This window comes from Pseudomonas luteola NBRC 103146 (genome assembly GCF_002091675.1).
GTDB lineage: Bacteria > Pseudomonadota > Gammaproteobacteria > Pseudomonadales > Pseudomonadaceae > Chryseomonas > Chryseomonas luteola.
Genome location: NZ_BDAE01000002.1, coordinates 370,794 through 393,059, shown reverse-complemented (window position 1 = coordinate 393,059; position 22,266 = coordinate 370,794). Strand labels below are relative to the sequence as shown.

27 protein-coding genes, 1 pseudogene and 1 riboswitch are annotated in these 22,266 nt (G+C 57.0%); of the genes and pseudogenes, 13 read left to right on the top strand and 15 right to left on the bottom strand.

The genetic code is table 11. The features are described 5' to 3' along the window. Window positions 1-26: 26 nt before the first annotated feature. Window positions 27-509 (bottom strand): glutathione peroxidase, encoded by a 483-nt coding sequence (locus PLU01S_RS04135; RefSeq protein WP_010795587.1) that lies wholly within the window; start codon window positions 507-509, stop codon window positions 27-29. 126 nt (window positions 510-635) lie between these two features. Further along, window positions 636-1,121, bottom strand: coding sequence for an FKBP-type peptidyl-prolyl cis-trans isomerase (locus tag PLU01S_RS04130; protein ID WP_010795588.1), 486 nt, complete (start codon window positions 1,119-1,121; stop codon window positions 636-638). On the opposite strand from PLU01S_RS04130, the pseudogene PLU01S_RS04125 reads away from it, so the two are divergent. Beyond that, a pseudogene (locus PLU01S_RS04125) lies at window positions 1,090-1,390 on the top strand (DUF3565 domain-containing protein). The gene PLU01S_RS04130 and the pseudogene PLU01S_RS04125 sit on opposite strands and share 32 nt — an antisense overlap. A 109-nt stretch (window positions 1,391-1,499) precedes the next feature. Further along, entirely contained in the window at window positions 1,500-2,429 is a 930-nt protein-coding gene (locus tag PLU01S_RS04120; protein ID WP_010795589.1) for an acyltransferase, read from the top strand. Here PLU01S_RS04120 and PLU01S_RS04115 read toward each other — a convergent pair. Further along, window positions 2,411-3,196, bottom strand: a complete 786-nt coding sequence (locus tag PLU01S_RS04115; RefSeq protein WP_074822403.1) for an oxygen-binding di-iron domain-containing protein — start codon at window positions 3,194-3,196, stop codon at window positions 2,411-2,413. The two genes, PLU01S_RS04120 and PLU01S_RS04115, sit on opposite strands and share 19 nt — an antisense overlap. A 63-nt stretch (window positions 3,197-3,259) precedes the next feature. Then, window positions 3,260-3,844: an acyl carrier protein phosphodiesterase gene (locus PLU01S_RS04110; RefSeq protein WP_074822400.1), complete on the bottom strand. Its 585-nt coding sequence runs from the start codon at window positions 3,842-3,844 to the stop codon at window positions 3,260-3,262. Between the two features lie 82 nt (window positions 3,845-3,926). On the opposite strand from PLU01S_RS04110, the gene PLU01S_RS04105 reads away from it, so the two are divergent. The 3 genes from PLU01S_RS04105 to PLU01S_RS04095 all read left to right on the top strand — a co-directional run bounded on the left by PLU01S_RS04105 (window position 3,927) and on the right by PLU01S_RS04095 (window position 6,740). Continuing rightward, window positions 3,927-4,892, top strand: a complete 966-nt coding sequence (locus PLU01S_RS04105; RefSeq protein WP_074822395.1) for a 2-hydroxyacid dehydrogenase — start codon at window positions 3,927-3,929, stop codon at window positions 4,890-4,892. Window positions 4,893-4,920: 28 nt separating this feature from the next. Further along, window positions 4,921-5,916, top strand: a complete 996-nt coding sequence (locus tag PLU01S_RS04100) for a methyltransferase (protein WP_074822392.1) — start codon at window positions 4,921-4,923, stop codon at window positions 5,914-5,916. Window positions 5,917-5,972: 56 nt separating this feature from the next. Then, window positions 5,973-6,139: riboswitch (yybP-ykoY riboswitch) on the top strand. A 16-nt stretch (window positions 6,140-6,155) separates the two neighbouring features. Continuing rightward, entirely contained in the window at window positions 6,156-6,740 is a 585-nt protein-coding gene (locus tag PLU01S_RS04095) for a TMEM165/GDT1 family protein (RefSeq protein WP_162493718.1), read from the top strand. Between the two features lie 72 nt (window positions 6,741-6,812). Here the strand turns inward: PLU01S_RS04095 and PLU01S_RS04090 are convergent, their stop codons facing one another. From PLU01S_RS04090 to PLU01S_RS04075, 4 genes are all read right to left on the bottom strand, one after another. Beyond that, a complete protein-coding gene (locus PLU01S_RS04090; protein ID WP_010795595.1) occupies window positions 6,813-7,634 on the bottom strand; it encodes a M48 family metallopeptidase in 822 nt (273 codons plus the stop codon). A gap of 117 nt (window positions 7,635-7,751) precedes the next feature. Further along, window positions 7,752-8,369, bottom strand: coding sequence for an SOS response-associated peptidase (locus PLU01S_RS04085; RefSeq protein ID WP_074822390.1), 618 nt, complete (start codon window positions 8,367-8,369; stop codon window positions 7,752-7,754). Between the two features lie 67 nt (window positions 8,370-8,436). Continuing rightward, complete coding sequence (locus PLU01S_RS04080) at window positions 8,437-8,697, bottom strand: putative signal transducing protein (protein ID WP_010795597.1); 261 nt, start codon at window positions 8,695-8,697, stop codon at window positions 8,437-8,439. Next, window positions 8,697-8,879 (bottom strand): CPXCG motif-containing cysteine-rich protein, encoded by a 183-nt coding sequence (locus tag PLU01S_RS04075; RefSeq protein ID WP_010795598.1) that lies wholly within the window; start codon window positions 8,877-8,879, stop codon window positions 8,697-8,699. Before PLU01S_RS04075 ends, PLU01S_RS04080 begins: the two co-directional genes overlap by 1 nt. 159 nt (window positions 8,880-9,038) lie before the next feature. Here PLU01S_RS04075 and PLU01S_RS04070 point away from each other — a divergent pair, with 159 nt between their 5' ends. Further along, window positions 9,039-10,205 carry a 1-acyl-sn-glycerol-3-phosphate acyltransferase gene (locus PLU01S_RS04070; RefSeq protein WP_074822387.1) on the top strand — a complete coding sequence of 389 codons (1,167 nt, stop codon included), beginning with the start codon at window positions 9,039-9,041 and terminating at the stop codon, window positions 10,203-10,205. A 51-nt stretch (window positions 10,206-10,256) separates the two neighbouring features. Here the strand turns inward: PLU01S_RS04070 and PLU01S_RS04065 are convergent, their stop codons facing one another. Then, window positions 10,257-10,841: a YajG family lipoprotein gene (locus PLU01S_RS04065; protein WP_074822384.1), complete on the bottom strand. Its 585-nt coding sequence runs from the start codon at window positions 10,839-10,841 to the stop codon at window positions 10,257-10,259. Between the two features lie 153 nt (window positions 10,842-10,994). Here PLU01S_RS04065 and PLU01S_RS04060 point away from each other — a divergent pair, with 153 nt between their 5' ends. Beyond that, window positions 10,995-11,432, top strand: a complete 438-nt coding sequence (locus PLU01S_RS04060; RefSeq protein ID WP_074822380.1) for an acetyltransferase — start codon at window positions 10,995-10,997, stop codon at window positions 11,430-11,432. A gap of 47 nt (window positions 11,433-11,479) precedes the next feature. Here PLU01S_RS04060 and PLU01S_RS04055 read toward each other — a convergent pair whose 3' ends face one another. From PLU01S_RS04055 to PLU01S_RS04045, 3 genes are all read right to left on the bottom strand, one after another. Further along, a complete protein-coding gene (locus tag PLU01S_RS04055; RefSeq protein ID WP_010795602.1) occupies window positions 11,480-11,767 on the bottom strand; it encodes a PA4642 family protein in 288 nt (95 codons plus the stop codon). A 90-nt stretch (window positions 11,768-11,857) separates the two neighbouring features. After that, window positions 11,858-12,334, bottom strand: coding sequence for a WbuC family cupin fold metalloprotein (locus PLU01S_RS04050; protein WP_074822376.1), 477 nt, complete (start codon window positions 12,332-12,334; stop codon window positions 11,858-11,860). A 1-nt stretch (window position 12,335) separates the two neighbouring features. Continuing rightward, entirely contained in the window at window positions 12,336-12,893 is a 558-nt protein-coding gene (locus PLU01S_RS04045; RefSeq protein ID WP_010795604.1) for a hypoxanthine-guanine phosphoribosyltransferase, read from the bottom strand. Between the two features lie 175 nt (window positions 12,894-13,068). Between PLU01S_RS04045 and upp the strand changes: the two genes are divergently transcribed. Together upp and PLU01S_RS04035 are read left to right on the top strand one after the other, a co-directional pair. Beyond that, window positions 13,069-13,707, top strand: a complete 639-nt coding sequence (gene upp, locus PLU01S_RS04040; protein WP_010795605.1) for a uracil phosphoribosyltransferase — start codon at window positions 13,069-13,071, stop codon at window positions 13,705-13,707. A gap of 2 nt (window positions 13,708-13,709) precedes the next feature. Continuing rightward, complete coding sequence (locus PLU01S_RS04035; protein ID WP_267888701.1) at window positions 13,710-14,975, top strand: uracil-xanthine permease family protein; 1,266 nt, start codon at window positions 13,710-13,712, stop codon at window positions 14,973-14,975. Between the two features lie 46 nt (window positions 14,976-15,021). Here PLU01S_RS04035 and hemH read toward each other — a convergent pair whose 3' ends face one another. Then, window positions 15,022-16,047, bottom strand: coding sequence for a ferrochelatase (gene hemH / locus PLU01S_RS04030; RefSeq protein ID WP_074822371.1), 1,026 nt, complete (start codon window positions 16,045-16,047; stop codon window positions 15,022-15,024). Next, entirely contained in the window at window positions 16,044-16,952 is a 909-nt protein-coding gene (locus PLU01S_RS04025; protein ID WP_074822368.1) for a TIGR01777 family oxidoreductase, read from the bottom strand. Before PLU01S_RS04025 ends, hemH begins: the two co-directional genes overlap by 4 nt. 176 nt (window positions 16,953-17,128) lie before the next feature. Here PLU01S_RS04025 and PLU01S_RS04020 point away from each other — a divergent pair, with 176 nt between their 5' ends. The 4 genes from PLU01S_RS04020 (at window position 17,129) to phrB (ending at window position 21,630) form a co-directional block, all read left to right on the top strand. Then, entirely contained in the window at window positions 17,129-18,115 is a 987-nt protein-coding gene (locus tag PLU01S_RS04020; RefSeq protein ID WP_074822364.1) for an NAD(P)/FAD-dependent oxidoreductase, read from the top strand. 161 nt (window positions 18,116-18,276) lie between these two features. Further along, complete coding sequence (locus PLU01S_RS04015; RefSeq protein ID WP_074822361.1) at window positions 18,277-19,248, top strand: YbgA family protein; 972 nt, start codon at window positions 18,277-18,279, stop codon at window positions 19,246-19,248. Beyond that, entirely contained in the window at window positions 19,238-20,197 is a 960-nt protein-coding gene (locus PLU01S_RS04010; protein ID WP_074822359.1) for a MerR family transcriptional regulator, read from the top strand. Before PLU01S_RS04015 ends, PLU01S_RS04010 begins: the two co-directional genes overlap by 11 nt. After that, window positions 20,194-21,630: a deoxyribodipyrimidine photo-lyase gene (gene phrB / locus PLU01S_RS04005; RefSeq protein ID WP_074822356.1), complete on the top strand. Its 1,437-nt coding sequence runs from the start codon at window positions 20,194-20,196 to the stop codon at window positions 21,628-21,630. Before PLU01S_RS04010 ends, phrB begins: the two co-directional genes overlap by 4 nt. 44 nt (window positions 21,631-21,674) lie before the next feature. Here the strand turns inward: phrB and PLU01S_RS04000 are convergent, their stop codons facing one another. Then, a complete protein-coding gene (locus tag PLU01S_RS04000; protein ID WP_074822353.1) occupies window positions 21,675-22,199 on the bottom strand; it encodes an acyloxyacyl hydrolase in 525 nt (174 codons plus the stop codon). Window positions 22,200-22,266: the final 67 nt, after the last annotated feature.

Below are 22,266 nucleotides of genomic sequence, written 5' to 3'. Positions count from 1 at the left end.
GCGCGGCTCGCCCCGCCGCCTTTGCGCTAGGGAAGCGCTTTCTCGATGGCCTGAACCAGATTGGGATCATCTGGCGCAGTTCGGGGGCTGAAACGAGCCAGAACCCGGCCATCGGGACCTACCAGGAATTTCTCGAAATTCCAGGTGATCTCTCCGGGAAACTCCGCACCTTCACCAGCCAACTGCCGGTACAGGGTATGACGTGTCGGGCCGTTTACCTCGATCTTGCTCGACAGAGGAAACGACACGCCATAGTTCGTGCTACAGAATTGTTGAATATCCGCATCGCTTCCAGGCTCCTGGCCTGCGAATTGATTGCATGGAATGCCCAGGATGACCAACCCGCGGTCGCGGTAGGTCTGATACAGCGATTCCAGGCCCGCATATTGCGGGGTCAATCCGCATTTGGATGCCACATTAACCACCAACACCACCTTGCCTTTGTAAGGTGCCAGGGGGAGATCCTTCCCATCCAGCCCTTGCAAGGTGAGATCGTGGAACGCACTCATGATGTGCTCCTTGTGAATACAGTAGGCGTAAAAAAAGCGTCCGACCGGGCTGTTCCCTTTCGGACGCTCTCGCTTGGACATTCTAGTGTGGGTTCGTTCCCGCCACACCAGGATTTCCGTCGCGTTTTAGTGCTGATGACCACCTTCACCGTGTACGTGACCGTGAGCGACTTCTTCAGAAGAGGCATCACGCACGTTCACAACCTTGACCTTGAAGTTCAGGCGCTGGCCAGCCAGCGGGTGGTTGCCGTCAACGGTCACGTCATCGCCATCGATGTCGCGCACGGTAACGATCTGCATGCCGCCGTCTGGACCGGAAGCGTGGAATTGCATACCCACTTCCAGCTCGTCCACACCTTCGAACATGCTGCGGTTCAGGGTAGCGACCAGCTCAGGGCTGTACTCGCCATACGCATCTTCAGGCTCGACGGCAACGTTGAGTTCATCGCCAGCCTGCTTGCCTTCGAGCGAACGCTCAAGGCCCGGAATGATGTTGCCTGCACCATGCAGGTATACCAGCGGGGCGCCGCCAGCGGAACTGTCGATAACCTCACCGGCGTCGTTGGTCAGGGTATAGTCGATGGAGACCGCTTTGTTGGCCGCAATCTGCATGGTAAAAACCTTTGAATAAGATGAATGAAAGGTCAAGTGTACGCGGCAATCGCCCCGATTGCGACCCACCGCCATCAAAGCAGACGAGTGTCATTCTGGATTTTTATCAGGATGAAGAGGGTCATTGGGTAGTTTTATTGAGTTGTGGGCACAGCCAGCACCTCCGCCACGACCCGCCCTGGCAAACCCGTACCTGGGTAACCGACGAGGCGCAGCGCTTGAAGCATATCGGGCAATCATTTCCATGCGGCTGGTGCGCCAAAAGCTGAGTAGCATGAGGCCAATCCGGTTTAATCCTGCCGTGAGCGCTTATGAAGCATGTCTCCCGACGCTGGCTTGTTTTATGATTTGCCGCCTTTTTGCTGTTGGGAATGCTTGATGCTTCATTATCTACCTAGCCTGGTCCGTGGTCTTGTGGGCGGCCTGCTCCTGGCGGCCAACACGCTGTTCTGGTGCTGGCCGCTGTTTGCCGTAACGCTACTCAAGCTGTGCCTGCCCTTCCCGACTGCACAACGGCTGTCCAGACGCCTCATGAATGCCATCCACGAGGCCTGGATCAGTGGTAATCATCTCTGGATTCGCCTGACGGGTCGCATCCACTGGGACGTCCGCGGGCTCGCCAGCCTCGATTACAAACACTCCTATCTGGTGACCAGTAACCATCAGAGCTGGGTTGATATCTTTGCGCTCCAGTACCTGATGAATCGCCATATCCGTCCGCTCAAGTTCTTCCTCAAACAAGAGCTTATCTGGGTGCCTGTCATTGGATTGTGCTGGTGGGCACTCGACTTTCCCTTCATGAAGCGCTATTCGAAAGCGTATCTGGCCCGCCATCCTGAAAAGCGTGGCAAGGACCTTGAGACTACGCGTCGGGCCTGCGCGCGCTTTCGCGATACAGCGGTGGGAATCTTCAATTTTCTGGAAGGAACCCGTTTCACCCAAGCCAAACATGACGCCCAGCGCGCGCCGTATCGTCACTTGTTGAGCCCGCGTGCGGGCGGTATCGCCTTTGTGCTGGATGCGATGGGAGAGCAGCTGCATTCGCTGGTCAACGTTACCATCCACTATCCCAACGGAACGCCGAGCCTTTGGGATCTGCTCTCCGGGCGGATTGCAGCCATTGTCGTGCGTGTCGAAGAGATTGCCATCCCCGCAGCCTTTTTGGGCAAGAGCTACGACCTGGACAGCGAATACCGCGCAGCCTTCCAGGCCTGGGTTAACCAGCTTTGGACAGCCAAGGATGAACTGCTGGAGCGGCTACATCAGGAGTATCCGCCCAAGCATTACCTTCATGCAGGCAAGCGATAGTCTTCCTGCGTCATTAGGTCGATCCCGCACTCCAGGGTTTCGATCCAGTCCAGAAACGCCTTGATCACGGGCGGCGACGCAAAGGGCCGCCCGTGCTGAGGCACAATCATGGCAACATTCATTTCCCTGACCATGCCTGCCCATAGCCGGCAGGCTTTGTTGCAGGCCATGTAGCGTCGATGAAAGCACTCCATGCTGGGCATGTGAGCCTCGAAATTCTCGACCGGTGCCGCGTCATCTACGAGTGAGGCGCCCATATCGCCCGAAAAGAGAATTCGACTGACAGGATCGTATAGCTGGAAATTACCGACTGAATGCAGAAAGTGGGCGGGAACGGCCATGAGGGCGCATTGGCCCAGCCGGAAAGATTGGCCCCGATCAGGCAAGGGTATGATTCGCTCAAAGACCGACAGGTTGTGACTAATGGACAGATAGCCAGCCGTCAAATGAGGCAGAAAGCGTGCCCACAGCTTCGAGCAGATGACCTGAGCCCGCGTATGCAGCAGCCATTTGTCCAGCGCCGCGATAATGTCGGGATCCTGGTGCGATGCAAAGATATAGGTCAGATCCTGCAGCGGAATATGCCTGGACAGCTCCAGCGACAGCGGCGTATAGGTCAGATCACCGCCGGGATCGAATAGTAGATATTCATCATGATCGATGATGAGAAACTGGTTGGATTGCACTCCGTCTCCTGTAACCAAGCTATCGAAGCACAAACATTTATGGGAGCCGTTATCAAACAGCACAATGGGATCGCGGCGCATAGGGTCCTCGCGTAATAGCGCGGTGACTCTATGCGCACAAGCCGTTGCGCATGTTGACCTGAGTCAATAGCGATCCCGCTGCGCCTGACGAACGAACGCCAGCAGTTCGGGATAAAAGTCAAAGAAGTCCTGCTCAAGCAGCGCATAACATGCTTCTACTTCCGCAAAGGCGCCCTCAAAGAGTACAGGCCGGGACAGTCGACTCGCCATACCATTGATGACCTGTTCGATGATCCTGAATTCCTGATAACTGCCTAGCCAGTCCTGAGCTGCCATACGCGGAGCGATCCTCGCCAGCCGTGGCGGCAAATCAGGCTCCGACAGCAGAATACGATAGAACCGCGCAATAAAAGCCTCCAGCGGCTGGTCGGCGTAAGCAGCCCAATGCCGGCTGAGGCAGTGATCGAAAAAGACATCGACCAGGATACCGCTGACGCGCCGGCGCGCCTCGGGAAAGCGTGCACGGGCACGATCGATCAAGGGATGGCTGTCGGTAAAGGCATCAATACGGCGATGCAGGCGGATAGCCTGTTCGATAGCCAAGGGCCAGCGATTATCGAGAGGACCTTTGACGAAGTCACCGTAAAGACTTCCCAGCAGCTGTTCACGATCTGAACCGCCAAGATGGAGATGAGCGAGATAATTCATGCCTGTCAGCTTGCTACCTTGCCCCTGCGCCAGGGGCTTCTGCTAGGCTGGCAGTTCCGGCCAATAATCATAAGGACACCCCATGAGCCTAGCCCGTCGTGCCGCCTTTCTGGATTATGCCTCATTGGACCTGGGAGATCTGGATCCAGCTCCGTTGAAGGCAGTCTTCAGCGAATTCCACGTCTACCCGACCACCGCGCCTGACGAGATTATCGAGCGCCTGCAGGCCGTGGAGGTGGCTATCGTGAACAAGGTCAGCCTGACCGCTGACTGCCTTTCTGCATGCCCATCGCTCAAGCTGGTACTGGTCAGCGCCACCGGCACCAATAATGTGGATCTGGACGCAGCACGCCAATATGGGATAACCGTCTGCAATTGTCAGGGGTACGGCACGCCTTCCGTTGCACAACACACGCTCGCGCTCCTGCTGGCCCTGGCCACGCGACTGTCGGATTATCAGCGCGATGTTCAGGCTGGACGTTGGCAGGAAGCCAAGCAGTTTTGCCTGCTCGACTATCCCATCATGGAGTTGGAAGGCAAGACGCTTGGCATCCTGGGTCACGGTGAGCTTGGCGGTGCAGTTGCTCGCCTGGCGGAAGCATTTGGCATGCGTATCCTGCTGGGTCAGTTGCCTGGACGGCCAGTGCGCGAAGGCTACATACCGCTGGAAGCGCTACTGCCCCAGGTAGACGCGTTGAGCCTGCATTGCCCCCTTACCGACGCCACGCGCAACCTGATCGATGCTCCGCAACTGGCTGCCATGAAGCCCACCGCTTTTCTGATCAATACGGCTCGAGGCGGTATCGTGAACGAACAGGCATTGGCCGACTGCCTGCGGAGCGGTCATCTGGGAGGCGCCGCCACGGACGTCCTCACCCAGGAGCCGCCAAAAGACGGAAATCCCCTGCTCGCCCACGACATTCCCAGGATTATCGTGACGCCTCATAATGCATGGGGAAGCCGGGAGGCTCGCCAGCGGATCATCGGTCAGCTGACCGATAACGCAACCGCCTTTTTTGCGGGCGCGCCGACTCGCACGGTCTGCTAAGCTTCGCGCTTTTTTACCGAGGACGCCCATGGATCCACGCAGCGAAGTCCTGCTCCGTCAGCCCGAGCATTTTCAAGGCCGAACCTTGCTGGCAGGATTACCTGCAGATGATCTATTGAGCCACCTCCCGGAGGCACATGGCTGGACCTGGCATGCAGGCGATGAGGCCTATTTCCAGGCTCGCTTTCCCGGGAGAGTCGACTTCGGAACCTCTATACCTGCTCAGCCATACGATACCGCCGTACTGTTCCTGCCCAAGTCCAGAGAGCTGACGGATTACCTGCTCAGCGTCTTGGCGGCCATGGTCCCTCAAGGGGCACTGTATGTGGTAGGCGAAAAGCGGGGTGGAATCGAGCGGGCTGCCAAACAGCTGGCTCTGCTGGGCGCCGCCAGCAAGCTGGACAATGCTCGGCACTGTCAGTTGTGGAAGGTCTCACATCCCCAGGCAGCCCCCGTCATGCTGCATGAGCGGGCCGAGCGCTTCGAGCTGGATGTTGCCGGTTCAATGCTTCATGTAGTCAGCCTGCCAGGTGTGTTCAGCCACGGGCGGCTCGACAAGGGGAGCGCCCTTCTGCTCGAACACCTCGATAATCTACCTGCTGGTGCGCTGCTGGATTTCGGATGCGGCGCAGGTGTAGTAGGTGCATCGCTCAAACAGCGCTATCCCCACAATGACCTTCATATGCTCGACGTGGATGCGTTTGCGGTAGAGAGTAGCCGCCTGACCTTGGCTGCCAACAGGCTGAACGGCACCGTATTGGCTGGCGACGGTATCGCTGCGGCACCCATTGGGCTGGCCGCCATTATCAGCAACCCGCCGTTTCACCAGGGCGTACACACTCATTATCAAGCCAGCGAGACCCTGCTACGCGAAGCCGTCCATCACCTGCGCCCAGGCGGCGAGCTGCGCATTGTGGCCAACAGCTTTCTCAGGTATCCCCCGCTGATCGAGCAATATCTGGGGCCCTGCAAGGTGTTGGCAGAGCGTGACGGCTTTCGTATCTACCAGGCCTTCCGCCGCTGATAGAGACAGCGTATCGCTCTTTTGAATTGCACCTGCCTGGATGTTTGGGCAGAATGCGCGCCGTCCTAGGGGAGTAGTCTCTGGCCATCAGCGCCAGGCGTCCGTCAACATACTTGGTCCTCGACCATGGCGTTCGCGACCTGCGGGTTTGACAAGACCTATGACATGCAGCCTTTACCCGGGGTGGGAAGGCATGCATGTCATTTGTCTAATTAATGCCCGCCCCTTTTGGAAACCTGATGGAATCCCTGTTAGTCCCTACGCTGGTCGTCGCCCTTGCAGAAATGGGTGACAAGACTCAGCTGCTTGCTCTGCTGCTGGCTGCCCGATTTCGTAAGCCCTGGCCTATCATTATGGGAATGGTGGCTTCGACGCTGGCCAACCACTTTGTTGCCGGCGCCGTTGGCAGCTGGGTCAGCCGCTTCTTCAGCGAGACAGCCCTGAGTTGGATTCTGGCGATTTCATTTGTAGCCGTCGCCCTCTGGACGCTGATCCCGGACAAGCTGGACGAAGATGAGGCATCAGGCCTTAAAAAGAGCTCTGGACCTTTCCTGACAACGCTGGTGGCGTTCTTCCTGGCGGAAATGGGAGACAAGACACAAGTCGCCACGGTGATGCTGGCAGCCCAATACCCTCATTTCATTCTGGTCGTCATGGGCACGACACTGGGTATGCTTGTGGCCAACGTACCCGTTGTACTCGCAGGCAACTTTGCCGCTGACCGGCTGCCATTGGTGTTGATCCGCCGACTCGCCTCTACGGCATTCGGCATCCTGGCTCTCGCGGCGGCTTATCACGCGCTTGAGCTAAGCGGTGTGTTCTAATTATTCCTTTCTGAGCATAAAAAAGCCCCGGCTATCAGCAGCCGGGGCTTCTGGCTCTCGATAGCCGACCTGTCACGACTTACGGCTGGCCTCATAGAACGGCATGACCTTGGGAATGGCAGCCTCCAGATTGCTCATCCGCTTGTCATCGGACGGGTGGGTGCTGAGTATCTCTGGTGACTGGTTACCATTACTCAGCTTGGCCATCTTCTGCCAGAGCGTCACGGCGGCATTGGGGTTATAGCCCGAGCGCGCGGCCAGTTCGAGCCCGATGAGATCTGCCTCGTTCTCGTTGGAACGGCTGAACGGCAAAGTCAGACTAACCTGGGTAACCTGATCCGCCACCTGCATACCACCCTGACCAATGCCCAGCAGCGCCCCGCCGATATTCTGACCCATCTCGATGGCATAGGCGCGGGACATCTGCTCGCGGCTGTGTTCACGCAGTGCATGGGCAATCTCATGCCCGATCACAGCGGCCAGTTCGTCGTCCGTAGGCTTTAGCTGATCAAGCAGGCCGGTGTAGACAAAGATCTTTCCACCCGGGCCACAGTTGGCATTCACTTCATCATTCTGGAGCACGTTGACCTGCCAATCCCAGTTGGCCGCATCCGCCCGCAGCGCAGACGTATGAGCAATCAACTGCTTGGCTATTGCCTGTACTCGCTTGCCCTGAGCCGTATCGTTGGCCAGCTTGCCAGCGTTTTTCGCCTCGGTAACCGTCTTCTGGTACGACTGCGAGTACATCTGGTTGACCTGATCAGCCGACAACATGCTGAACATATACTGCTTACGCTCAACCCCAACAGCATTTCCGCTAGTGGTATTCACCGCCTGACATGCGCTGAGCAGTACTGAAAGCGAAAGACCGACGATGGGTAAAACACGACGCATGACACTCTCCTGATTGCGCGACTGCGCAGATGGTAGGTCGCGCCGCCAGTCTCGACAACTCCTACCGACCAAGCGACGAGTGACACGGCTAGCAGTTCGGCATTGCCAGCCCAACGCCTAAAGCGGCGTCAGGCATTCCGGCCCGTCTACCGAGGGATCATTCACAATACCGGCAAGCACTCTCTCACGTAGCGGCATTGAGGGCTTCAGCAGGATCTCATTCAGGACGCGCGGCTCTGTTGTGGGCGACAGCCAGGCGTCCCGTTCGGCCTCGGCCAGCACCAGCGGGCGACGGAGTCCTCCGGCGGGCTGAGTCAGCATGGCCACACTCAAATAGACCTGCCCCATGACCGGATAGGCCTCCCAGATGCCTGCAAAGAAAGCCAACGGCTCGCCATTGATCATCCAGAAGGCCCGCTTGCGCGAAGTCCCTCGCCATTCATAAAACCCATTGGCCAGTAACAGGCAGCGGCGCTGGGCAAATGCTTCGCGAAACATAGGCTGATCCGCTACCGTTTCCGCCCGGGCATGGGTGGGCGTGCGCGAGAGATCCGTGAGCCAGGCGGGCGTCAGGCCCCAACGGCCACTGTCGACACGACACTCGCCCTCATGGTGCCGCATGAATAGCACCTGGGCATGGGGAGAGATGTTCCAGCGCGGCTGATAGTCCGCTGGAAAACCGGTCATCCGAGTTACCTCGGGAGGCCAGCGAAACAAGGCGTAGCGTCCAGACATACACAACCAGGCAAGAAAACAAACAGAGCGATTCGGTTCGCCTTTTCAGGCAAAACCGACTACCGCTTCAGCACAATAACACGGCCGGCCCGCTGTCCGGGTCCTCATAAGGCAATGGCTGAGCAGCGTTGTAATCGGCAATCAGCTCGCGGGCGCGCGGAGCATCTGCGTCATGCACGGCAATTCCCAGAAGCCCAATAGCAGGCAACTCGCCAATGGCGCCTATCAAATGGCGCCCTGCCAAATGCGCGTCAATACCCTCACTGTCCAGCATGGCCAGCAGCATTTCTGCCTCCAGGAGATCTCGCGGCTCATAGATCCGGAGCATCATTCATCCTCTCGCCGACTTTCGAGAGACCATGTCATACCCTCTGTGTGTAAGATAAAAAAGATAGGTCTGCAACAGACGGGGCAATCCTCATAGTACGACTGATCGCCACCCGACAGGTCTACCACCGCCTCGGCAGGTTCTCCGCAGTAAGGACACTCATACGGTTGGCTTTCCAGCATAATGGGCTCCTAATAGGCTCCGGCACCGTGTTTTTGCGATGATTGGAATCGCCAGGGGCGACATTAACGCCGTATTCGGCTTGCATCTCTCGCTGCGCGCTCTACTATGGCCGCCACTTTGCGACACGTGTCGCCACTTGTTATTAAAAAGAGAACGATATGGGCGAGTTCGAAGCCATTCGACCCTTCAACGATACAGAAGTCCCTGCCGTCTTGGCCCGACTCATCAATGATGAGCAGTTTATCGACATCCTGACCCGCTACCGTTTCCCCAAACTGTCCAGCCCGTTTGGATGGCTGTTAAAGCCTATGCTGCGCCATCGGCTGCGTCAGGAAGTGTCCGGTATCACCAGCGTCAGCATGCTTCAGGACAAACTGGAGCCTTATGTCGATCGTACGATCGAGAAAGCCACCGATGGTGTGACTTATTCGGGCCTGGATAATCTACGTAGCGGCTGTGCCTACTTGTTCATGGCTAACCACCGTGACATCGTCATGGACCCGGCTTTTGTAAATTACGCCGTGTATCATGCCGGGCTGCCAACCCCGCGCATCGCCATTGGCGATAACCTCTTGCAGAAGCCCTTCGTCAGCGACCTTATGCGCTTGAACAAGAGCTTTATCGTCCACCGCTCCATCACCGGACGGCGTGAAAAGCTTGCGGCGTATCAGACGCTTTCGGCTTATATTAATTACTCCATTCGCCAGGATGGCCAGTCCGTCTGGATCGCCCAGGCCGAAGGCCGGGCCAAGGATGGAGACGACCGCACCGATTCAGCCATCCTCAAGATGTTTCACATGGGCTGCAAGGACGACTCCTTTGCCGATATGGTAAAGGCGTTGCACATCGTGCCTGTGTCGATCAGCTATGAGTATGATCCCTGCGATCTGGCCAAGGCCCGTGAACTCTATATTCGTGAAACCACCGGCACCTATGCCAAGGCGCCTGGCGAGGATGACGTCAGCATTGCCTTGGGCATCACGGGCTACAAGGGACGCGTGCATGTGGAGTTTGGCGAGATGCTGACCGGCGAATTCAGCGATGCCAAGCAGCTGGCAACCGAAATGGACCGCCGCATCTTGACCAACTATCGACTTTTCCCTGCCAACCACCTGGCCTATGAGCGCTGGGACGGCCGTGACGAGTCACTGACCATACCCTCGGCAGAAAGCCTGTTCCCAGCAGACGAGCTGGCTGAAGCTCGGCAGAAGTGGCAGGAGCGCCTCAATAACTGCCCTGCCGAATACCGCCTGCAGATGATCCGCCAATATGCCCAGCCTGTACTGAACAAGTATCGGCTCCTGGCAGGGCGACCACTGGATTAAGTTGGTTGAATCAAAAAAGCCCCGTTGCCGGGGCTTTTTCAGATAACAGGCTTACTGCCCGTTAAGAACCTGGGCGATAGTCTGGTCCTTGAAGACGCGGGTCAACGCATCGCTCAGCACATCGCTTACCAGCTTGGTATTGGTTGCCGTATTGGGTGCCATACCGAAACGCTGCTCCAGCGAGGCGCCATAGCGACCGCTGTAGCCACGCATGCTGTTACGCACATCCACCTTGAAGGTGGCGCCAATATTGGCCGAGGTGACGTATAGCTCCTTGGGCGACTGATACTTCAGTTCCGCCAGGGTCAGCGTCAGCTGGGGAGCATTGTAGGCATTGGCCGTTGGCGTGAAGCCCAGCAGACGAACCGCTGACTCCGCTTCAGCCTGAAGCTTTGGAATGACATCGTTGCTCTGGACCGACACGGTACTGGTTTCAGGATACAAACCACCCCGAGTTCCCAGCGAGAATGACGAGCGACCGTCCACGACACGTACCGAAACAGGCTGCCCGTGCCCGACCGCAGCGATTGGGGCTGTCAGTTTGGGTTGCGGACTCAATTGCTGTGGACTGCTGGCACAGCCGGCAATAGCCAGTCCGGCAACAGCGATCAGACCAAGCAACAAGCGATTGCGCATGCTCTACTCCATCTTCATGTGGGTCGTTGATGGCAGGCAGTATACCCAGCCCGTGAATGCCTGACAGCACTGTATGAGCCGCCGCAAGCGAAACGCTGCAAACAGCAGGGCGACGTGTTCAAATAAATCCATCACGCACACACAAGGCATACCATGTCCATAAGACGCGCAACGCCTACAGACATTCCCTTGCTGGTCGAGATTTGGGAACAGGCCGTCAGGGCAACCCATCACTTTCTACCTGAGGACGACATCGACCTTTTCCGTCCGCTGGTCCGTGACAGTTACCTGCCCAGTCTGGAAACGTGGGTCAGCTTGTCCGATGACGATCAACCTGCAGGATTCATCGGTCTTACCCAGGCCAGCGTAGACATGCTTTTTGTTGATCCAGCCCGACATGGTCAAGGACATGGGAGGCGACTCTTGCGCCATGCGGCCGGGCTACACGGCCGACTAACGGTAGACGTCAACGAGCAGAACGATGGGGCCAAAGGCTTTTACCTGGCACAAGGGTTCACCGTGACAGGGCGCTCTGCCGTAGATAGCCTCGGCAAGCCTTACCCTATTCTGCATCTCAAGCAAAAGGCGTAAAAAAGCCCGCGTCCTTATCAAAGAGGCGGGCTTTTCAGAACAGGTGATCAAGCGTGAGCGCCACGCACCGCATCCACGTACGGCTCAGCCTTGCGATGGGCACGGATCAGATCGATGAAGTCCTGACCCTCTGCATCACGAGCGTCCAGGTCATAACCTGCTTCAACGAAGAAACCAACGAAACGTTCAAAGTCGTCAGCTCTCAATCCACGGTATGCCTTTACCAGTTTATGCAGGGAAGGCGGCGTATCATCGGCCGGTTCGACTGCGAGAAACAGCTTGATCTTATCGTCGCTGATTTCCTCGCCGATTACCTGCTTTTTGTCCTTACGCATCGCAAAGTACCTGTGCGGAAAACGAGAGGGCCGCATATTACTCCGCCCCACCCCGTCACTCAACGCCCAAAATCATGCTCAGCCGAGCGGTCAGGACTCGAAGCGGGCCGCCATCCAGTCTCGATAGGCCTGGGTTCCCGGCTCGCCCTCACGCGGCGCCCAGGGACCATACTCGTTATCCTGCAAGGCGCGGAAAGGGCCTGCCTTGCATTCGAAGATAACAGTATCAGTCTCAAGCACTACCAGCGAATGATAGAGGCCTGGAGGAAAATCGACCCCCACACAATCACCACCCGCTTCAAGCAGACGCTGTCCGGTCAGCGCTCCCTCTTCATCAAAGAACAGGACACCAATACGTCCCTTGAGCACCAGCAGCGTTTCGGCCTTGGTCAGGTCCAGATGCCGGTGAGGCGCAACGTAGGTGTCTGGCTGCATGCCGATTGACAGGCGATGACAGGGCTCATCCATGGTATGAAAACCATGGTGGTAGCGCAGGCGAGGACTGTCTGCCGCCTGTTGGGTAAGCCCGGCGAACAGTACCTGATCGATGAACGCCGGACCCCGCATATCAAAGACCTTTTACCGCGTAGATACCGGGTGCGTTGCGCCAATAGCCCTTGTAGTCCATACCGTAGCCAAAAATGTAACGATCGATACAGGACAGCCCGGAATAAGTAGCTTTCAGGCCAGGAACGGCCTTGCGATCATGATCCTTATCGATCAGTACGGCCGTATGCACCGCCTTGGCACCGGCATGCTTGCAGAATTCGATGATGGCATTGAGCGTATGCCCTTCGTCGAGAATGTCGTCGACGATCAGTACATCACGGTCAATAAAGGAAATTTCCGGCTTGGCCTTCCAGAACAATTCACCGCCAGTTGTCTGATTGCGATAGCGGGTCGCATGCAGATAGGACATCTCCAGCGGAAAATTGAGCTTGGTTGCCAGCTTGCCGGCAAAGATCAAACCGCCATTCATCACGCAGAACATGACAGGATTACGGTCAGCCAGATCAGCCGTAATCGCCTCGGCCACCTTGCCAATGGCTGCCTCTACCTGGCTTTCGTCGAACAGGCAGTCGGCCTCCGCCATGACATTACGGATATGATCGAGATCGGCGGACATAGGGGACTCTCCAGACATGGTACACACCTGCCTGCGGGGCAGGCTTGGGTAAAAGGCGGCAAAGTTACCGGGCTAACCGTCGGCGAGCAAGCCAATCGCGACAAAACATCTGCCCGAAAGGGACCCTAATGATTTAATCTAGCGTAATTTTGCCAGTACGCCGGAGACCATTCCCATGCCCATTCATGAAATTCGACATCCGCTGATCCGCCACAAGCTTGGATTGATGCGGCGGGCCGATATTAGCACCAAAAATTTTCGGGAATTGGCACAAGAAGTCAGCGCCCTGCTCACCTATGAAGCTACAAAAGATCTTCCTGTCGAAAACGTCGACATCGAAGGCTGGTGTGGCACCGTAGCGGTTGAGAAGATTTCTGGCAAGAAGGTAACAGTCGTACCGATCCTGCGCGCCGGCATCGGTATGCTTGACGGTGTCCTCAGCCTCATTCCCAGCGCCAAGGTCAGCGTGATCGGCCTGGCGCGCAACGAGGAAACGCTTGAAGCCCATACCTATCTGGAAAAGCTCGTCGGCGAGCTCGATCGCCGTCTGGCCATGATCATCGACCCTATGCTGGCGACGGGCGGCTCCATGATTGCCACCATCGATATGCTCAAGAAAGCAGGTGCCAAAGAAATTCGTGCACTGGTCCTTGTAGCTGCACCGGAAGGCATTGCTGCGGTCGAAAAGGCTCACCCCGATGTCAGCATCTATACCGCCTCCGTAGATCAGCGTCTGGATGAGCATGGCTACATCCTCCCTGGACTTGGTGATGCCGGTGACAAGATCTTCGGCACCAAGCAAAAGGACACTTGATAGTGCAGTCTCATAACGATCCGCTATGGCGACAGATTTTGTCTGGCGCACAAATGCTGTTTGTCGCCTTTGGCGCATTGGTCCTGATGCCGCTCATTACCGGCATGGATCCAAACGTTGCGCTCTTTACTGCCGGATTGGGCACGCTCTTGTTCCACCTCGTGACAGGCCGTCAAGTGCCGGTCTTCCTGGCGTCAAGCTTTGCGTTCATCGCTCCGATCATTGCGGCCAAGGCCGAGTTCGGTCTGCCTTCCGTGCTGGGTGGCGTGGTCGCGGCCGGTTTCGTTTATACCTTCCTGGGCCTGGCCGTTAAGCTCAAGGGGATTGGCTTCATCGACCGGCTCCTGCCCCCGGTCGTGATTGCACCAGTCATCATTTCCATTGGTCTTGGCATGTCCCCGGTGGCAGCCAATATGGCCATGGGCAAGGCTGGCGATGGCAGTGCGCAGCTGGTCCCCTATGCCACCGCCATGCTGGTCTCCATGCCTGCGCTGATAACCACGCTGATTGTGGCTATCTACGGCCGTGGCATTTTCAAGCTGGTACCGATCCTGGCAGGCATCATCGTGGGTTACACCCTTGCGTTCCTGTTTGGCCTGGTGCATACCGATGCGATTGCTGCAGCCCCCTGGCTGGCCGTCCCCCATTTTGTCGCCCCTGAATTCCACTGGGGAGCGATCCTGTTCATGGTGCCGGTCGCCTTGGCGCCAGCCATCGAACATGTGGGCGGCGTTATTGCCGTGGGTGGCGTCACTGGCAACAACTACCTGAAAAAACCTGGCCTGCACCGTACCTTGCTGGGTGATGGTATCGCCACTTCATCGGCCGGCCTGTTTGGCGGACCGCCCAATACGACCTACGCCGAAGTAACCGGCGCGGTCATGCTGACCAAGAATTACAACCCCAAGATCATGCTGTGGGCGGCCGGCTTTGCCATTGCCCTCGCCTTCGTCGGTAAATTCGGTGCCGCCTTGCAGAGCATTCCGGTGCCGGTCATGGGCGGCATCCTATGCCTGCTGTTCGGTTCGATTGCCGTGGTCGGCCTCAATACCCTGATTCGTCATCAGGTCGATCTGTCCGAGGCACGCAACCTTGTAATCGTATCGGTGACCCTGGTCTTTGGGATCGGCGGCATCGTGATCGGTAATGGCGACGTTGGTCTGAAGGGCATTTCGCTTTGCGGCATTGTAGCCATTGGGCTCAACCTGCTACTACCGGGACACAATCACTGGCGTAAGGATGCACCGCCGCCGGATAGTCTTCTGTAAAAAAAAGCCCCGCTAAAGCGGGGCTTTTTATATTCAGATTCCAGACTCACACCGCACGGGGCACCCGCTCACACAGGGTGGTGAGCGCATCAACCCACGCGGGATGATCATTCAGACACGGCACCAGTACCAGCTCCTGACCACCGGCTTCTTCAAACTGCTCCTTGCCGCGCATGCCGATTTCTTCCAGCGTCTCGATACAGTCCGCGACAAACGCAGGACACATTACCAGAAGACGCTTCACTCCCTGGGCAGCCAGCTCATCGAGACGTGCCTCGGTGTAAGGCTCGATCCACTTGGCGCGGCCAAGGCGCGACTGGAACGAGAAGGACCACTGATCCGGCCTCAGGCCTGCCTCGCGGGCAAATCCTTCCGCCGTGCGAATACATTGCGCACGGTAGCAGCTTTCCAATACGGCGCCCTTAGCATTCTGGCAGCAGTCAGCGCCCTTCAGGCAATGTGTACCGCTTGGGTCGGACTTGTGCAGATGCCGCTCGGGCAGACCATGAAAACTCATCAATACATGATCGAACGGCTGCTGTAAGTAGGACTCGGTACTCTTGACCAGGGCCTCAAGATACTCGGGCTGATCATAAAACGGCGGCAGTATATGCATCTTCAATTTCAGCCGCTGCTCCAGAATGACCTTGCGAGCCAGCTCCACAGCGGTAGTGACCGTGCTGTCGGCAAATTGAGGATAAAGCGGCGCAAAAGTAACTTCGGAAACGCCCTGCGTCGCCAACCGGGTCAATACCGACTCAATGGAGGGTTCGCCGTACCGCATCGCCAACTCCACCGGGCCATGGGTCCATTTGGCGCGCATGGCATCCTGCAGGCGACGGCTGAGCACAACCAGCGGAGAGCCCTCTTCCCACCAGATGGACGAATAAGCATGGGCCGAGGCCGCCGGCCGCTTGGCCAGGATCAGGGAGACCAACAGGCGACGCGCGGGCCATGGCAGATCTACTACGTAGGGGTCCATCAGGAACTGGTTGAGATAGCGCCGTACATCAGGTACCGACGTCGACGCCGGGGAGCCCAGGTTGACGAGCAATAATGCGTGATCAGTCATGAATAGTCCTTAGCGCGCAGCAGGTCGTTCAGTGCCGCGTCCAAATCGGTAAAGCGAAAGGTATAACCTGCATCCAGCAATCGCTGAGGCAAGGCTCTCTGCCCACCCAGCAGCAGACTCGACATCTCTCCCATCAGGCGCAAGGCAAAGGCGGGAACAGGTATTCGTGCGGGACGATGCAGTGCACGTCCTAGAGCCTGTGCAAAATCGGCATTACGTACCGGTTGTGGTGAACACAGATTATAAGGGCCACTGGCCGACTCCTGGTTCAGAAGAAAATCGATGGCCCCGATTTGATCTTTCAAATGAATCCAGGGCATCCATTGACGTCCGCTGCCCAAGCGCCCGCCCAGGCCCAGGCGAAACATAGGTAAAAGACGCTGCATGAAGCCATCATCCGCAGCCAGTACCAGCCCTGTCCGAAGCGTGACGACACGCACACCTAAAGCCTCTGTCTCATTAGCGACCTGCTCCCAGGCTACACATAGCTCGCTAGCAAAGTCATGACCAGGGACCGCATCATCCTCCTTGAGCGGCTTCTCTCCCCCATCACCGTAATAGCCGACAGCAGATCCGGAAAGCAGCACCCTGGGCGGTTTTGGCTGCGCCCTCATCCAGTCCACCAGGGATTCGGTCAGCGCAATCCGGCTCCGCCAGAGCTCAGCCTTGCGCGATGACGTCCATGGCTTGTCCGCTATAGGCGCGCCGGCCAGGTTGATAACCGCATCGACCGGCTCGCCGTTTATTTCGTCCAGACGGGCAATGGCACGCACCGAGGCGCCGCACTCACGGGCCACTTTGTCGGGCGAACGGCTTAACACAGTCAGGCTATGCCCTTTCGTCAGCCAGTCATGACACAACGCCCGGCCGATCAAGCCTGTACCGCCGGTCAGCACTATATGCATGTCGTCGTTCCTTCTTCATTTGGGGCCACATTAACGCGTCGCGCTGAAGACCTCTTCAGGTTTGTTTGTTAAGGTCATAGTGCAACTGGATCAGCTTTGTCACAGTCGTACTCGTAGAGCCTGCTTAATTGCAAAACGTTCGTCGACAGGTTCTGCCAAGACAAGCGAGGCCTTTCATGACAGCACCCATCGCCATCATCGGCGCCGGCATTGCCGGGCTTTCCGCCGCCCATGTCCTCAACGCGGCAGGACATGAGGTTCATCTGTTCGAAAAAAGCCGTGGAAGTGGAGGCCGTATGGCCAGCAAGCGGAGCGATTTCGGCTCGCTTGATCTGGGAGCCCAATACTTCACTGCCCGTGACCGCCGCTTCATCGATGCGGTCAGCCAATGGCGCATCCAAGGCTGCGTAGCGGAGTGGGACCCAGCTCTGTACCAGTACCGTTCGGGCGCGCTTACACCCTCTCAGGATGAACAGCCGCGCTGGGTCGGCATACCCCGTATGAGCGCCATTACCCGAGCCATGGTCGGGGATCTGCCGGTGTCCTTTGGCTGCCGGATTACCGAAGCATTCCGCGGCCCCCAACATTGGTCCCTGCAGGACGCCGACGGTCACAACCACGGCCCGTTCAGCCACGTTATCATCGCAACACCTGCACCCCAGGCGACGCCGCTCTTGGCCACTGCGCCAAAGCTTGCCGCAGTGGCGGCCGGTGTGGTGATGGATCCGACCTGGTCGGTTGCACTGGCCTTCAAGACGCCGCTTGATACGCCTGTTGAAGCCTGCTTCGTTCAGGAAGGTGAGCTGGACTGGTTTGCTCGCAACCGCTGCAAGCCAGGCCGGGAAACCGATTACGACACCTGGGTTCTCCATGGAACCAGCGCCTGGAGTCGAGAACACTTGGATGCACCCAAGGAACAGGTTATCGAACAGCTTCATGGTGCCTTTGCCGAACTCATCGGTTGCGCAGTACCCGAACCGGCCTTCACGCTGGCTCATCGCTGGCTTTATGCACGTCCGGCGCAAGGCCATCAATGGGGCGCGCTGGCTGACGCGGACCTGGGTATTTATGCCTGTGGAGACTGGTGTGGTACAGGCCGTGTAGAAGGTGCCTGGCTGAGCGGTTTTGATGCCGCCAGTCGTTTGCTTGATCATCTAGAATGACCTCATCCAGCGCCGCGCAAGGCTCGCGGCGCTCCGCAGCACACCTACCTTGCGTCTGATTTGTCGAATTATCACCGCCACCTCTGGTCAATAACGATATTGAACTTGTACAAGAATAATAGTTTGTATAAGTTTTGTACGTTCAATTTTGGAGGTGGCGCATGCCTTTTCGCCAATCGACGTCATTACCTCGTCCCAAGCTAGGAATCAGCGCTTGCCTGCTGGGCGAGCCGGTCCGCTACAATGGCGGCCACAAGGAATCCCGCTTGTGCAGCCACACGTTTGCCGAACATTTCGATTTTGTACAGGTGTGTCCGGAAATGGCGATTGGCCTGGGTACGCCCCGTGAACCGATCCGTCTGGTTGGTACACCTGAACAAACGCGAGCCGTAGGTACAGTCAACCGGGAACTCGACGTAACGGATGCGCTGGCCAACTATGGCAAGAAAATGGCGACCGAGCTGGATGATCTATCCGGATTCATCTTCATGCAAAAATCGCCTTCCTGTGGAATGGAGCGCGTAAAGATCTATTCAGAACACGGCATGCCCAGTCAGCCTGAAGGCCAGGGTGTATTTGCTCGTGTCTTCTGTGAGCTTCGCCCAGAGTTACCGGTTGAGGAAGCAGGTCGGCTGAATGACCCTGTGCTCCGGGAAAACTTCGTGACACGTGTGTTCGCCTATGCACAGTGGCAACAGCTGTTGCGTGAAGGCCTGACACGCAAAGCGATCCTGGGCTTTCATTCCCGCTATAAGTACCAGCTGATGGCCAATGCCCCCGAGCAGTTCAGAACACTGGGACGCATGTTGGGTGAAATCGGGCTACACGATCCACAGGAGCTGGGCCCTCACTACTTCAAGGGTGTGATGAGCGCACTCAAGCGTTGCGCTACCCGGGGAACCCACTGCAACGTCCTGTATCACCTGTTTGGTTATTTGAAGAATGCGCTGAGCCCGGCGGATAAAGAAGAAATGCAGCGCCTGATCGAGCAGTATCACAGCGGTATTGTTCCATTGGTGGTGCCCCTGACACTGCTCAAGCATCACTTCCGCCGCCATCCCCATGACTACGTAATCGAGCAATCCTACCTGCAACCGCACCCGGAAGATTTGAGCTTGAGAAATGCCATCTGACATCCAGTCCATACCCAGCAAGTCCCCAACAGAAATCGAAGGGGACGGTGACTATCAGGCCGCCTTGAATGAAGGCTGGCTTCCCATACGTGAAGTTGCCCGACGCACGGGGGTCAATGCCGTCACACTTCGAGCCTGGGAGCGACGCTACGGGCTGATCATTCCCAAGCGAACACCTAAAGGGCACCGCCTTTATGGTGAAAGCCATATCGAGCGCATTAAAAATATTCTGGCCTGGATCAACCGTGGCGTTGCTGTCGGCCAGGTCAAGGCACTGCTGGACAGTCAGCGCCCGCTTTCATCGCCCAATGACACCCCCTGGGTCGCGCTGCGCCAGGAAATGCTGGACGCTGTGCGTGAGCTGGCTGGGCGACGTCTGGATGAAGCTTATAACCGAACGGCAGCCCTTTACCCGCCCCGGGTGCTGTGCGAACAATTGCTGATGCCGCTGGTCGAGCATCTTGAACAGCACCGCAAGGCGCCTCTGATTGGCTCCCTGGAGCAATCCTTTTTTCTGTCCTGGCTGCGTAGCAAGCTTGGGGCACGGATTTACCACAATAATTATCAACTCAAAGGGCAGTCCGTTCTGCTGGTCAGTCTGGCTGAAACGCCAATGAATGCCGGACTCTGGCTCAGCGCCTGGCTATTGAGCAACGCCGACTGTCCAATTGAAACATTGGAATGGCCGCTTGCGCTGGATGCCTACGCACTGGCCGCCGAACGCATGTCGCCGCGCTGCCTTGTACTGTATTTAAATGCTCCGCTGGAATCACAGCAGATACAACAGCTGCGCAGGTTGGCTGAGACATGCCCTGCCCCCGTCATCATTGCCGGTCCGGCCGCCAAATTACTGGATGACGTCAGCAAAACCGCATTGAATGTGGCCTATGACCCTCTGGATGTCTTTAGCCGTCTTCAGGCATTGGGGTTGATGGCAGAACACGTATGACCCAACTCGTCTGGTTCCGTACCGATCTTCGAGTACGGGACAATACGGCATTGGCTGCAGCCTGCGCGGCCGGACCAGTGCTGGCCCTTTATCTGATTACACCTGAACAATGGCAGGAACACGACGACTCTCCTGCCAAGGTCGACTTCTGGCGCCGGAACCTGAAAGTCTTGGCCGAGACGCTGCATACGCTCAACATCCCCCTGTTGATTCGGCAAGTGGCTCGCTGGGCTGATGCGGCCGCTATTGTCGCCAAGCTAAGCCAACAACATGGCATTCAGACCGTCCATGCCAATGCAGAATATGGTGTCAACGAACAACGTCGTGATGAGGCAGTAAAGGCAGCGCTGAACCGTAATCGAATAGGCTTTCAGCGTCATCTGGATCAGCTGTTTTTCGAGCCTGGCTCAGTGCTTACGAAGAGTGGGGGCTACTTCAAAGTCTTTGGCCAGTTTCGTAAAACCTGCATCAATCTCCTACAACATAGCCTTCCACCGCTTATCCCGCCGCCCCGTATTCAGACTGTACGCTCTATCGAATCGGATCCCGTACCCAACCAGATCCCCTCCTATGCGGCAGTCTCGAGCGTGATACAGCAGCAATGGCCTGCAGGCGAAAATGAAGCGCATGCCAGACTGCGTCGCTTTGTCGATGAGCGCATGGAGGTATATCACCACGACCGGGACTTTCCTTCTCGCCCTGGTACCAGTGAGTTATCCGCTTATCTTGCAGCAGGCGTGCTCTCCCCTCGCCAATGTCTGCACGCGGTGTTGAGCGCCAACCGGGGCGAGCTGACGACCGGAGCGCCAGGCGCATCGACCTGGATCGACGAGCTATTATGGCGAGAGTTTTACAAGCACATTCTTGTAGGTTATCCCCATGTTTCGATGAGCAGAGCGTTTCACAGGCATACCGAGGCGCTACCCTGGCGGCGGGATACAGACGACCTTGATGCATGGAAATACGGCAAAACCGGTATTCCGATCATTGATGCAGCCATGCGTCAGATGCGTGAAACAGGCTGGATGCACAACCGGCTGCGCATGATCACTGCCATGTTTCTGAGCAAGAATCTGTTAATTGACTGGCGCGAAGGTGAACGCTGGTTCATGCAAAACCTGATCGATGGCGATCTGGCTGCCAATAATGGTGGATGGCAGTGGAGCGCCTCGACTGGCACTGACTCAGTGCCCTATTTCCGAATATTCAATACCTATTCGCAATCGGAGCGGTTTGATCCCAAGGGACGCTTCATTCGTACCTGGGTTCCAGAGCTGGCCTCGCTCGATGACAAGGCTATTCATAATCCGCTCAAGCGGTGGCAGCGTGCCATCAAGGACTACCCAGCGCCTATCGTCGAAGTCAAGGAGAGCCGTGAACGCGCCTTGATGGCGTTCAGAAACCTGCCCAAGCCTGCCAAACGCCAGGCATGAAAAAGCCGGACTTCAAGGTCCGGCTCTGGCGAAACGACTATGAATCAGATCGTGTGGCTGTAGAACAGCGCGTACGATTCGATACCGTCGTTAGGATCCTTGATACCTGCGTTGGAGTAATGCGTCGCGCGAATGCCTACTCGCTGGGTTTCGCCGATCTTTACGCCTGCGCCAATGCGGTCTTCAAAGTTGAAGGCTGAGCCCAGATCCTTTTCACCGACACGAGTGCTTGAAAAGACAGACACACCGATACCGGCTTCGATAAAGGGTTTAACAGAACCGTTACCGAACTCGTATACAAATACCGGAGCAAAGGACAGGGAATGCTTGGCGGAAGAGTAATGGTCAGCGCCTTCCCAGTAGGTATAGCCAGCATCCCAGTAACCTGTCAGGCGTCCCGTGGATGTCTCCCACCAGCTCTTGTTCCAGTCGAAGCCCATTCCCAGACGATACGTCATATCGCCTTGGCCCGTTACACCTACTGCGCCAGACACCTCAGCCGCCTGAGCGGAAAGAATGGATCCGGCAGAAAGCGCGGCCACAATGGCCAATGGAAGCAATTTTTTCATCTGAAAGTCCTTGTATTATTTTGTAACACGCACAACCTTACATTATGGGAGACACTTCTCATCCTGA

Coding starts and splice junctions, on each gene's coding strand:
- PLU01S_RS04130 (WP_010795588.1), bottom strand. CDS start 1,121: ATGCAGATTGCGGCCAACAAAGCGGTCTCCATCGACTATACCCTGACC.
- PLU01S_RS04085 (WP_074822390.1), bottom strand. CDS start 8,369: ATGTCTGGACGCTACGCCTTGTTTCGCTGGCCTCCCGAGGTAACTCGG.
- PLU01S_RS04055 (WP_010795602.1), bottom strand. CDS start 11,767: ATGCGTAAGGACAAAAAGCAGGTAATCGGCGAGGAAATCAGCGACGAT.
- PLU01S_RS04015 (WP_074822361.1), top strand. CDS start 18,277: ATGCCTTTTCGCCAATCGACGTCATTACCTCGTCCCAAGCTAGGAATC.
- PLU01S_RS04010 (WP_074822359.1), top strand. CDS start 19,238: ATGCCATCTGACATCCAGTCCATACCCAGCAAGTCCCCAACAGAAATC.
- PLU01S_RS04105 (WP_074822395.1), top strand. CDS start 3,927: ATGAGCCTAGCCCGTCGTGCCGCCTTTCTGGATTATGCCTCATTGGAC.
- PLU01S_RS04135 (WP_010795587.1), bottom strand. CDS start 509: ATGAGTGCGTTCCACGATCTCACCTTGCAAGGGCTGGATGGGAAGGAT.
- PLU01S_RS04120 (WP_010795589.1), top strand. CDS start 1,500: ATGCTTCATTATCTACCTAGCCTGGTCCGTGGTCTTGTGGGCGGCCTG.
- PLU01S_RS04025 (WP_074822368.1), bottom strand. CDS start 16,952: ATGCATATAGTGCTGACCGGCGGTACAGGCTTGATCGGCCGGGCGTTG.
- PLU01S_RS04115 (WP_074822403.1), bottom strand. CDS start 3,196: ATGCGCCGCGATCCCATTGTGCTGTTTGATAACGGCTCCCATAAATGT.
- phrB (WP_074822356.1), top strand. CDS start 20,194: ATGACCCAACTCGTCTGGTTCCGTACCGATCTTCGAGTACGGGACAAT.
- upp (WP_010795605.1), top strand. CDS start 13,069: ATGCCCATTCATGAAATTCGACATCCGCTGATCCGCCACAAGCTTGGA.
- PLU01S_RS04020 (WP_074822364.1), top strand. CDS start 17,129: ATGACAGCACCCATCGCCATCATCGGCGCCGGCATTGCCGGGCTTTCC.
- PLU01S_RS04045 (WP_010795604.1), bottom strand. CDS start 12,893: ATGTCCGCCGATCTCGATCATATCCGTAATGTCATGGCGGAGGCCGAC.
- PLU01S_RS04100 (WP_074822392.1), top strand. CDS start 4,921: ATGGATCCACGCAGCGAAGTCCTGCTCCGTCAGCCCGAGCATTTTCAA.
- PLU01S_RS04000 (WP_074822353.1), bottom strand. CDS start 22,199: ATGAAAAAATTGCTTCCATTGGCCATTGTGGCCGCGCTTTCTGCCGGA.
- PLU01S_RS04110 (WP_074822400.1), bottom strand. CDS start 3,844: ATGAATTATCTCGCTCATCTCCATCTTGGCGGTTCAGATCGTGAACAG.
- PLU01S_RS04065 (WP_074822384.1), bottom strand. CDS start 10,841: ATGCGCAATCGCTTGTTGCTTGGTCTGATCGCTGTTGCCGGACTGGCT.
- hemH (WP_074822371.1), bottom strand. CDS start 16,047: ATGACTGATCACGCATTATTGCTCGTCAACCTGGGCTCCCCGGCGTCG.
- PLU01S_RS04060 (WP_074822380.1), top strand. CDS start 10,995: ATGTCCATAAGACGCGCAACGCCTACAGACATTCCCTTGCTGGTCGAG.
- PLU01S_RS04095 (WP_162493718.1), top strand. CDS start 6,156: ATGGAATCCCTGTTAGTCCCTACGCTGGTCGTCGCCCTTGCAGAAATG.
- PLU01S_RS04080 (WP_010795597.1), bottom strand. CDS start 8,697: ATGCTCCGGATCTATGAGCCGCGAGATCTCCTGGAGGCAGAAATGCTG.
- PLU01S_RS04075 (WP_010795598.1), bottom strand. CDS start 8,879: ATGCTGGAAAGCCAACCGTATGAGTGTCCTTACTGCGGAGAACCTGCC.
- PLU01S_RS04070 (WP_074822387.1), top strand. CDS start 9,039: ATGGGCGAGTTCGAAGCCATTCGACCCTTCAACGATACAGAAGTCCCT.
- PLU01S_RS04050 (WP_074822376.1), bottom strand. CDS start 12,334: ATGCGGGGTCCGGCGTTCATCGATCAGGTACTGTTCGCCGGGCTTACC.
- PLU01S_RS04090 (WP_010795595.1), bottom strand. CDS start 7,634: ATGCGTCGTGTTTTACCCATCGTCGGTCTTTCGCTTTCAGTACTGCTC.